The following is a 10,327-nucleotide window of genomic DNA, read 5'->3' as shown; positions in this document are numbered from 1 at the left end:
GCGTATATGCCGTGCGTGCCGGGTGCGCCGTCCGCGCGGGCCGTGCTGTCCGCGCTGTCCGCGCGGGCCGTGCCGCGCGAACTGTCCGCGCGGTCCGCGCCGTTGTCAGGAACGCCGCCCGCGCACGGTCCGCAGGGCCACCTGCCGGACGAGGAGCGCGGTCACGAAGGCGAGACCCGCGGCCACCGAACCCAGCAGGAAGGCGTCCCGAACGCCCTCGGCGACCGCCGCCTCGTACACCGCGCGCGCCCCCGGAGCCAGCCGGTGCAGACCCTTCGCGTCCAGCCTGGTCTGGCGCAGGCTCACGGCGCCGCCGGTCCGCTCGGTCATCACCTCACGCACCCGGTTGTTGAACCGGGTGCCCATGAGGGCGACACCGACCGAGTTGCCCAGCGTGCGGAAGAGGGTGATCGACGCCGCGGCGACGCCCACCTCCTGGAGGTCGACGCTGTTCTGCGCGACGGTCACCACGTTCTGCCCCAGGGAGCCCATGCCGGCGCCCAGCAGCGCCATGGACAGCTCGACGGTGAGCCGGGAGGTCGCGGTGTCCACCCGGGCGAGCATCAGCGCGCCCAGCAACATGGCGGCGGAGCCGCCGATCTGGAGGACCCGGTAGTTGCCGGTGCTCGCCAGGAACCGCCCGGAGAACTGGGAGACGACGACGAGCGAGCCGAGCATCGGCAGCAGCAACAGGCCGGAGCCGACCGCCGAGGCACCGTTCACCGCCTGCTGGTAGAGCGGAAGATAGAAGACCGCGCCGTACATCACGAAACCGTTGGTGAAACTCAGCACGGACATCAGCGTGAAGTTGCGGCTGCGGAAGAGATGCGGCGGCAGCACCGGCTCGGTGGTCCGGGACTGGGCGAGGACGAAACCGGCCAGCGCCGCGACGGAGACGGCCGCGAGCACCAGGATCGTTCCGGAGCGCCAGGCGTAGTGCACTCCGCCCCAGGTGAGCACCAGGACGAGGGAGGTGATGCAGACGACCAGCAGGAGCGCGCCCACGTAGTCGATGTGCGCCTCCCTGCGCCGGCTCGGCACCCGTACCAGACGGGCGACCAGGGCCAGGGCGACTGCGCCGAGCGGCAGGTTGATCCAGAACGCCCAGCGCCAGCCGAGGCCATCGGTGATGGTGCCACCGACCAGCGGGCCGACGATCATGGAGAACACCATGACGCTGCTGATCATGCCCTGGTACTTGCCGCGCTCCCGGGGCGGCAGCAGCTCGCCGATCACCGCCATCACGCAGACCGCGACCCCGCCGCCGCCGAGCCCCTGGACCGCGCGGGCGGCGATCAACTGCCCCATCGTCTGGGCCAGTCCGCTCAGGGCCGACCCGGTCAGGAAGACCGACATGGCCACCATGAGCCACCGCTTGCGCCCGTACATGTCGCCGAGCCGGCCCCAGACGGGGGTGGAAGCCGCGGCGGCGAGCGTGTACGAGGTGACCGCCCAGGACAGGTGCTCGACGCCGCCCAGGTCGCCGGCGATCGTCGGCATCGAGGTGGCGACGATGGTGGTGCCCAGGGACGAGGGCAGCATCGCGAGCAGCAGCGGGATCAGTGTGAGCCGCATACCGCGCCGTGGACCTTCGCGCGATATTGCCTCGGCCTCACCGGTCATCACGCCCACGGGCGCCACCTCCAGTCCGAAACGCCTTGCCCGACAAGCGATCTGGCGCGACGGACACGGGAAGCCCGGCGGCCACGAAGCGGGCGGGCCATGAAGCCCGGCGGCGCGTTCCGGCGCCGGGGACCGCGATGGGTCCGCGCCTGGTCCGCGCCTGGTCCGCGCTGGAACACGGCCGAGTGGCCGCGCCGTTCAGCCCGTGCCCAGTCTGAAACCCACCCCGCGGACGGTGACGACCCAGCCGTTGCCGCCGAGCTTGCCGCGCAGGCTGCTGACGTGCGTGTCGATGGTGCGGCGCGACCAGGAGTCGCCCCACACCTGTTGCAGGAGTTGCTTGCGCGGGACGACCGTGTCCGGCTGGGACGCCAGCAGGTACAGCAGGTCGAACTCCTTGCGGGTGAGGGCGATCCGCTCGTCGTCCACGCTGACCTCGCGCGAGTCGACATCGATGTGCAGGCGTCCCCGGCGGATGTCCCGTTCCGCCGCCGGCTGCCAACGGGTGCGCCGCAGCACCGCGTCCATCCGGGCCATCAACTCGCGCAGCCCGTAGGGCTTGGTGACGTAGTCGTCGGCTCCCGCGTGCAGGCCGAGCACGCAGTCGAGTTCGGACCTGCGGGCGGTGACGATGATGATCGGGACCCGGCTGACCGCCCGCATGGCGCGGCACACCTCCAGGCCGTCGAGGTCGGGCAGATCGAGATCGAGCAGGACCATCTCGACGTCCTCGTACGCCTGGAGGGCGGCGCTGCCGTGCCCGACGCCGACCGGGTCGTGACCGTGCCGCCGCAGCTGGGCGGTCAGCGACCCGGCGCGATCCGCGTCCGCGTCCACCACCAGGATGCGCTGCCCGGCCGGTGCGGCGGCCGCGGGCACGGCGGGGGGGACGGGGCCGCGGGGTTCCAGCAGTGTCCGTGACGGAATCTGGCTCATGCCTTCCCCATGGAGTGTGCGCTCCTCGCCGCGCGGTGGCGGCCGGCCCGGTCCCGGCGCAGGACCTATGGATGAGTCGCGCCGTCCTCCGGTTCGGTGCGCGAGACGGCCAGCGGCTGCCCGGGGTTGAGGACCCACGCCGAGTCGTGCCGGGTGAAGCCGACCCGCGGGTAGTAGCCGCTCGCGGCGGGCGCCGAGAGCAGGATGACCTTGGCGTCCGGGGCCTGCTGCCGGGTCGCCTCCAGCAGCGCGAGGCCCACCCCGGACCGCTGGTGGCGGCGCACGACGGCGATGTCCGACAGGTAGCTGACGTAGGAGAAGTCGGAGATGCTGCGGGCGATACCGATGAGCGCGCCGTCCGCGTCGCGGGCCACGACGACGAGGTTCGCCTCCCGCACCATCGTGGCCATCCGCTCGCGGTCGCCGACCGGCCGGCGCTCGCCCAGGCCCGAGGAGTGGTAGACCTCCAGCACCTCGTCCAGGTCGAGGTCCCGCCCCTCGACCCGTTCGGTCTTCCAGTCCCGTTCAGTCTTCTCGCTCATCGAGCTTCTCCAATCGCCGGCGTATGACATCGTGGTTGGTCAGGAAGCGCTCGGGCCGCGGTTCCTCCCGCAGCGTGATGCCCTCCTCGGCCAGGGTGTCCGTGAAGGGCCGCCCGGTGCTGGCCGTGCGGTTCGCGGCAGCCTGCGCCGAGCGGTACGCCCGCTCCCGCTCGGTTCCCTCGCCGAGCAGGTCGAAGAGGACCGCGGAACTGTGCACGAGCCCGCCGGTGCGGTCGATGGCCGCCCTCATCCGGTCGGGGTGCACCCGCAACCCGGCCACCAGGTCCGCGGCCTTCGACGCCTGGAAGTGGCCGACCGAGAGGCTGTCGGGCAGGATGACGCGCTCGACGGACTGGTGGGCCAGGTCCCGCTCGTGCCACAGGGCGACGTTCTCCAGCGCGGCGGTCGCGTAGCTGCGCAGCAACCGCGCCAGGCCGCACAGCCGCTCGCTGGTCGTCGGGTTGCGCTTGTGCGGCATGGCACTCGACCCCTGGTAGGCCGCGGCCCGCCCCTCCTCCACCTCGGCCACCTCGGTGCGCTGCAACAGCCGCAACTCCAGGGCGATCTGCTCGACGCAGGCCCCCATGGCCGCCACCGCCTGGAGGAGTTGAGCGTGCCGGTCGCGGGCGACGACCTGGCTGGGGGCCGGTTCGATGCCCAGCCCCAGCGCCTGGCACACGTAACTCTCCACGAACGGGTCGATGAGCGCGTACGTCCCCACCGAGCCGGAGATCGTGCCCACCGCGACGGCCTCGCGGGCCGCGGCCAGCCGCCGCAGCGAGCGGTCCACGGCGAAGGCGTGGACGGCGAGCTTGTGACCGAAGGTGGTGGGCTCGGCGTGCACCCCGTGGGTGCGCCCGATCATCAGGGTGTCCCAGTGTTCGAGCGCCCTGTCCACGAGTACCCGGCGCAGCCGCTGCCCGGCCGCCGTCAGCAGGTCGGTGGCCCGTGCCAGGGTGTGGCCGAGCGCGGTGTCCACCAGGTCGTAGCTGGTCATGCCGAGATGCACCCAGCGCGCCGAGGAGTCCGGCATGTCCTCGCAGTACGCGGCGAGGAACGAGAGCACTTCGTGGTCGCGCTCCTTCTCGAACTCCGCGACCCGCTCGGGGAGCGGCACCGGCGCCTGGCGGATGTCCCGGATCGCGTCCTCCGGCACATGTCCGAGCCGTACCTGCGCCTCGGTCGCGAGGATCTCGACGCGGACCCAAGTGGCGTAGCGGGCCTGGTCCGAGAAGAGTTCCGACATCTCGGGCAAGGTGTAGCGGGGGATCATGGAATGACCTCGTCTCCGGTGGTCCGTGGGGCTCGAACGGTCGGTGGGTCCCGAACGGTCAGTACACCTCGAAGTACTCGCGCTGCTCCCAGTCCGTGACCTGGCCGTCGTCGGACCCGGTCGTGGCGCACCAGTTCTCGAACCGGCGCAGTTCGCTCTCCTTGAGCTTGACCAGGCACGCCTTCAGGGGGGCGCCGAGCAGCTGGTCGGCGCGGCCGGCGCGGAAGGCGTCGAGCGACTCGGCGAGGGACTGCGGCACGAACTCCGGCGCCGCGCCGTCGGCCCGCGGGCCCCGTCCGGTGTCCGCCGCCCCGCCGAGTCCCTCCAGGCCCGCGAAGAGCTGCCCGGCGATGGCGAGGTAGGGGTTGGCGCACGGTTCCGCGCTGCGGTTCTCGATGTGCGCGCCGGTGCCGCCACCGACCATGCGGAGCATGGCGCTACGGTCCTCCATGTGCCAGTCGACCCGGGTGGGCGCCAGGGAGTGGCGGGGGCCGAGCCGCCGGTAGCCGTTGACCGTGGGCACCGACAGCAGGAACAGCTCCCGGTTCCAGGCCAGCAGCCCGTCGGCGTACGCCTTGGTCTCCGGGGACAGTTCGCCGGCCGGTCCCTCGGCCGCGAAGAGGTTGCGCCCGGTCGCCGTCTCCCGGACGGACTGGTGCAGATGCCAGCCACTGGGGTCGAAGGAGTCCAGGAGCGGCAGCGACATGAAGGTGGCGTGGTGGCCGCGCTGCGCGCACCACCGCTTGGTGACGGTGCGGAACAGCAGCATCGCGTCGGCGGTGTCGAGCGCGGACATCGGGCTGAACGTGCACTCGACCTGACCAGGACCCGACTCGTGCTCCATCGAGCGCAGCGGCAGCCCGAGTTCGAGCAGGTGCAGCGCCAGCGGGTCGGTGATCGGGGCCACGGAGTCGTAGCGGGCGTCCAGGTTGAACTGGTAGCCGGCGTCGACGGCCGCAGCCCGGGGCGCGCGGCCCTGGCGGCCGAAGCCGTTGCCCGCGTTGCCCGGCTCGGCGTCGAGCAGGCGGGTGAGGTACCACTCGACCTCCAGCCCGATCACCGGTGCGTAGTCGCGGCCGGCGTACTCGGCTTCGAGCCGGCGCAGCACGGCCCGCGAGGACAGCGGGTGCGTGCTGCCGTCGCGCAGGTACTCGTCGCCGATCACCCAGGCGGTGCGCGGCTGGGTGCCGGGCAGGATCTGGAAGGTGAGCGGATCGGGCACCAGGACGAAGTTGCCCGCGCCGGCGATCTCCTCCACGCCGATGCCGGGCTCGCCGAGGAAGTCGACCGCGACGGCGTGGCCGGTGTCGAACACGAAGGGCCCCGGGCTGAAGTTCATGCCGTTGCGCAGCACCGAGCGGAACGTGTCCGCGGTGAGCGTCTTGGAGCGGGCCAGCCCGTGCGGGTCCGGGAAGACGAGGCGTACCAGATCGACCTCCCCGAGACCGGCCTCGATCCGCTCGGCGACGTCGAACTGCTCATCGCTCCACAGTCCGTGGTCGGTGACGAACGAGGGACTTCCGACGCTGTCCTCGGCGGAGACGGAGCGCCATGACCGGGTGTACACGGCTCACAGGGTCCTTTCGGTGGCGGCGACCAGCTCGTGCTGTGCGCGGGGTGAGGGCAGCGGTCCCAGTTCGGTTTCCAAGCGGCGGGCCGCGGTCAGGACCAGCTCGTCGGCCCCGACGGGGCCGACGAGTTGCACGCCGACCGGCAGCCCGGCGGAGGTCAGCCCGGCCGGCAGGGTGACCGCGGGCTGACCGGTCAGGTTGAAGGGGTAGGTGGCCGGCGACCACGCCAGCCAGAGCAGGTCCCGGGGATCGGCCGCCCAGTCCGGCCCGATGGCCCGCACGTCGAACGGCTCGACGGGAACGGTGGCCATGGCCAGCAGCCCGTAACGGGCCATGACCGAGCGCAGTTCGACCCGCGCCGCCTGGCGCACCTCCTCGGCGCGCATCACCGCGGCGCCGGTGAGCAGGCGCCCGTAGCGGACGATCTCCAGCCGGCCCGGGTCGCACAACTCCTCGTCCTCCGGCGCTGTCCCGGCCGCCTCGGAAGCGGCCAGGATGTCGACCAGGGCCGGGTACAGGTCCTTGCACCGCACCTCCACCGGCTCGACCCGGTGACCCAGGTCGGCCAGGGCGGACCTCGCCCGCTCCGTGACCCGGCGGACCTCGTCGCTGGTGCCCTCCCACTCGATCCAGCCGATCCGCCGGGAGCCGGTTCCGGCGGCCGTCTCGATCGAGCCGAGCCCGGAGTCGGGGTCGGCCGGGGGGGGGCCGCGGACCGCGGCGACCAGGGCGGCGGCCTCGGCGACACCGCGGGCCCGCATGCCCTGGTGGGACAGCCGGTCCACGCAACCGGGGACGTACGGGATGAGCCCGTACGACGGCTTGTAGCCGACCACGCCGCAGAATGCCGCGGGGATCCGCACCGAACCGGCCCCGTCGGTGCCCAGGGCACCGTCGCCGAGCCCGGTCGCCACCGCCGCGGCGGCCCCGCCGCTGGAGCCGCCGGCGGTGCGCGTGGGGTCGTAGGGGTTGCCGGTCGGCGGTGCGACGCGGCTCACGGTGGAGGCGCTCCAGCCGTACTCGGAGGTGGTGGTCTTGCCGACGACGACGGCACCGGCCTCCCGCAGCCGGGCGACGGCCGGGGCATCCGCGCGCTCCCGCCGGTTCACCAGGAACGAGCCGCGGGCGGTCGGCAGATCGCGGGTCTGCAGCAGATCCTTCACCGAGACCGTCACGCCCAACAGCGGTGCCCCCTGCCAGGCTTCGGTGCCACGCTCGCGGATGCGCCGGTCGGCCTCCTCGGCCGTCCGCAGCGCCTCGTCGCCCGCGACCGCGACGAACGCGCCCAGGGCGTCCTCCTCGTGAATGGCGGTCAGCACGGACTGGACGTGCTCGACCACGGTGGTCTCGCCCTGGCGCAGGCGTTCCCGGAGAGCGCCGAACCCCTGGGCCGTCATCGGATGCTACCCGCGGGGCCTGACCGGACCGCGTCGCCCGCGTCGACACCGGCGATCTTCCGCCCGTGCCACTCGGCGTCGAACGCGGTGACCGCCAACGGCACTCCCTCCGCGGCGAGTTGGGCGGCCAGGCCGGTCGCCCGGGCGACGAACGCCGACACCCGGTGGGCGACCAGCAGGTCCCGCTCGTCGAACGGGGTGCCCGCGCAGCGCAGCAGCCGCAGGTCCACGAAGCCGTTGAAGACGCGCCCCGCCACCTCGACGGACTGCGGCGAACGGATCGAGAACCGGACCTTGTTGGTGACGTGGCCGTGGTGGTGCTGGTCGGAGAAGAACGCGATGTCGGGGATGGTGGGCGGCACGAAGTGGTCCCGGGCCAGCACGGCCGGGTCCCGGGGCAGATTGCCGGGCACGAAGTGCCAGGAGTTGTACTGCATGCGGGACGACATCGCCCAGGCCGCGTCGGCGAGCGTCGCGGCCGAGCCGCCGAAGTGGGCGCGCGCCTCCGGCCTGGGCACCACGCAGCAGAAGTAGCGGGTGATGTCCCAGTCGCAGATCTCCGCCCAGCGCTCCGCCTTCATCCGGTCGATGAGTTCCGGCAGCGCACGCATCCCGCGGCTCATGGCGAAGTCGGCGCGGAACACCTCGGTGCAGGCCGCCACGGTCTCGTACACCAGCGACTCCAGGCCGGTGCCGAACTCCCCGTGCGGCTCGGCCAGCCACCGCGGCGGCGTCGCGGCGTCCAGGCCCAGTTCGGCGAGGGTGGCGCCGGCCAGCGGCAGGCGTCCGGCCAGCCGTGCCGCGAACTCCGCGTCCCGGGCCCGTACCTCGTCGGTCTCGGCGGCCACGCGTTCGATCTTGTGCATCAGCGCGCCGTGGATCTCGCGGTAGAGCTGGGCGGTACCGGTCACCTTCCGGCGGCGGGCGCCCAGCGCCTCGGCGAGTTCCTTCAGGTCCGCCATCCGGTGCGACCCGGCCGGGGCGATCAACTCGCCGCCGGGGACGGCGTTGTAGGCAAGCCGCACGCGCTCCAGCATGGCGGCGACGTGGTCCACGCTGAGCTGGGTGCTGTTGGCCTCCTCGACCCGGCCGAAGCCGGCCGACCGGACGAGCAGGGTCAGGGCGATCAGCATCTGCACGTCGCTGTCCGACCACAGGTCCAACGGCAGCCCCTGGAGGCCGCTGAGCACGCAGTCGGGGTGCCCCGGCCACAGGGTCTTGCCGGTGATGGTGTTCTGGTCGCGGAAGTTCGTGTACTGCCGGTCCTCCTGGTACAGCACGAACGGGGCGGTGCGCAGGGCGGCCTCTTTCGCCTGCTCGACCAGCTCGTCACGGCCCTTTCCGCCCTGTTCCTCCAGCCACTCGCGGCAGTCGGCGAGGGACCGGGCGGTCCGGGCGGCGGTCCGGCCCATCTGGTCGTGGTAGGCGCGGGCGGCCCGCCGTGTCCACGGCACCCGCAGTACCCCGCCGACCAGTTCGGCCCGGTCGAGCGGTTCCTGCGAGGGGGCGCGCAGGACGATCCGGCCGCTGGTGGCCAGCCCCAACTCACCGAGGAAGACGGGCTCGTCGTGGGCCGGGTCGATGGCCGCGTCCGCGTCCGCGTCCTCGTCCTCGTCCGCGGGCGAGGACACCGTCCCCAGGCCCTGCGCGGGGCCCGTCTCTCGCCAGGTCACCCCCCACAGCGCCATGACCGCGGCCTCGTCCGAGGAGCTCAGCGCCCGCAGTTGGACATCCCCGGGCACATGTCCGTCGAGGCCGAGCAGGATGTCCACGGCCGCCCGCAGGTCCCCGGCCGCCCGTGCCCGCTCCCAGACCCGGTCGAGCAGTCCGGGGAAGCCCGCGCCGGGCTCGCGCCGGCGGTCCGGACCCGGGGCGGTTCCCGCGGGCGTCCCCAACCGGGTGGGGCGGCGGCTGATCCGCTTCCTGGCGTTGACCGCGCGACGGCTCTCGCGCTCCGCCGACCCGGTCACCGGGTCTCCGCGGAGAACTCGACGAGGTTCCACAGGCTGTTGTCGGACGGGCTCCAGTCCTCGTCGACGTAGATGCAGTCCACGGGGCACTCCAACACGCAGGCGGGGCAGCCCGAACACAGCTCGGGGATGATCACGACGTCCAGGCCGCGGTCGACGATGGCACCGAACTCCGCGGGACAGCCGCGCAGGCAACTGTCGCAGGTGATGCACTCGGTGGTCTCGATACGGCGCGGCGGCTTCCGCCAGTTGCTGTCGCGAGTCCGCGCGGCGATCCGCTCGGAACGGGCGGACTGGTCCGCCGGCAGTGCGTTCTCGCTCACGGGCACTCACCCTCCGGGTCACTTCGAGACGTCGGTCACTGATGTCCACACATGCTTGCGGTGCTGTCTGGACCACCCGCTGAGCTTCGGTGGTGGCGGGCTCGACCGGCGTGTTCAACCGGCCGCGGACCGGGTTGAACAGCGGGGACTGAGGGCTACCGTCGGCCCTGGCGACAAGCCGGGACCCGACGACGAACAGGAGACCCACGATGCCTCCCACACCGGCGCCCAAACTCATGATGTTCCTGGCGTTCAAGCGCGACGCCGAGGAAGCCCTGGAGTTCTACACCTCGCTGTTCGAGAACTCGGAGGTGCACCGGGTCGTCCGGGCGCGCGCCGGGGAGACGGGCTGGGAAGAGGGCACCCTGCAACACGCGCTCTTCACGCTCGACGGGCAGACGTTCATGTGCACGAACATGCCGCCGCCCGGGGCCAAGGGCTACGAACTGGCGTCGTGGGACGCGTACGCCTTCTCACCGGCGACGGCGATCTACGTGCAGTGCGAGACGGCGGAGGAGTTCGACCGGTTCTACACGGCGCTGTCCGAGAAGGGCGAGGTCATCATGCCGCCGGACGGCTACGAGTTCAGCGCCAAGTTCACGTGGCTGACCGACCGGTTCGGGGTCTCCTGGCGTATCAACCTCGCCCCGTCCCGCCGGGCGCGCAGGACCTGACCGCCGGCCGGCCCGGCC

Annotated in this window: 9 protein-coding genes; 1 reads left to right on the top strand and 8 read right to left on the bottom strand. The window is 72.5% G+C overall.

Annotated elements, in window-relative coordinates; genetic code table 11:
* Positions 1 to 105: 105 nt before the first annotated feature.
* The 8 genes from AC13HU_RS21910 to AC13HU_RS21875 all read right to left on the bottom strand — a co-directional run bounded on the left by AC13HU_RS21910 (position 106) and on the right by AC13HU_RS21875 (position 9,635).
* Positions 106 to 1,575 carry an MDR family MFS transporter gene (locus tag AC13HU_RS21910; protein WP_483043623.1) on the bottom strand — a complete coding sequence of 490 codons (1,470 nt, stop codon included), beginning with the start codon at positions 1,573 to 1,575 and terminating at the stop codon, positions 106 to 108.
* 246 nt (positions 1,576 to 1,821) lie between these two features.
* Positions 1,822 to 2,559, bottom strand: coding sequence for a winged helix-turn-helix domain-containing protein (locus AC13HU_RS21905; RefSeq protein ID WP_483043622.1), 738 nt, complete (start codon positions 2,557 to 2,559; stop codon positions 1,822 to 1,824).
* A 65-nt stretch (positions 2,560 to 2,624) separates the two neighbouring features.
* Complete coding sequence (locus tag AC13HU_RS21900) at positions 2,625 to 3,101, bottom strand: GNAT family N-acetyltransferase (RefSeq protein ID WP_483043621.1); 477 nt, start codon at positions 3,099 to 3,101, stop codon at positions 2,625 to 2,627.
* The gene (purB, locus tag AC13HU_RS21895; RefSeq protein ID WP_483043620.1) at positions 3,085 to 4,374 is read right to left on the bottom strand and encodes an adenylosuccinate lyase; all 1,290 of its coding nucleotides are present in this window, start codon (positions 4,372 to 4,374) and stop codon (positions 3,085 to 3,087) included. Before purB ends, AC13HU_RS21900 begins: the two co-directional genes overlap by 17 nt.
* Before the next feature lie 58 nt (positions 4,375 to 4,432).
* The gene (locus AC13HU_RS21890; RefSeq protein ID WP_483043619.1) at positions 4,433 to 5,941 is read right to left on the bottom strand and encodes a type I glutamate--ammonia ligase; all 1,509 of its coding nucleotides are present in this window, start codon (positions 5,939 to 5,941) and stop codon (positions 4,433 to 4,435) included.
* Between the two features lie 3 nt (positions 5,942 to 5,944).
* A complete protein-coding gene (locus AC13HU_RS21885; RefSeq protein ID WP_483043618.1) occupies positions 5,945 to 7,342 on the bottom strand; it encodes an amidase in 1,398 nt (465 codons plus the stop codon).
* Positions 7,339 to 9,312: a hypothetical protein gene (locus AC13HU_RS21880; RefSeq protein ID WP_483043617.1), complete on the bottom strand. Its 1,974-nt coding sequence runs from the start codon at positions 9,310 to 9,312 to the stop codon at positions 7,339 to 7,341. The genes AC13HU_RS21885 and AC13HU_RS21880 overlap by 4 nt, the downstream gene beginning before the upstream one ends.
* The gene (locus AC13HU_RS21875; protein ID WP_483043616.1) at positions 9,309 to 9,635 is read right to left on the bottom strand and encodes a 4Fe-4S dicluster domain-containing protein; all 327 of its coding nucleotides are present in this window, start codon (positions 9,633 to 9,635) and stop codon (positions 9,309 to 9,311) included. The genes AC13HU_RS21880 and AC13HU_RS21875 overlap by 4 nt, the downstream gene beginning before the upstream one ends.
* Positions 9,636 to 9,844: 209 nt before the next feature.
* Between AC13HU_RS21875 and AC13HU_RS21870 the strand changes: the two genes are divergently transcribed.
* Positions 9,845 to 10,309 carry a VOC family protein gene (locus AC13HU_RS21870; protein ID WP_483043615.1) on the top strand — a complete coding sequence of 155 codons (465 nt, stop codon included), beginning with the start codon at positions 9,845 to 9,847 and terminating at the stop codon, positions 10,307 to 10,309.
* Positions 10,310 to 10,327: the final 18 nt, after the last annotated feature.

This window comes from Streptomyces sp. NH27, from assembly GCF_056859195.1.
This window is presented reverse-complemented; position numbering and strand designations above follow the sequence as displayed.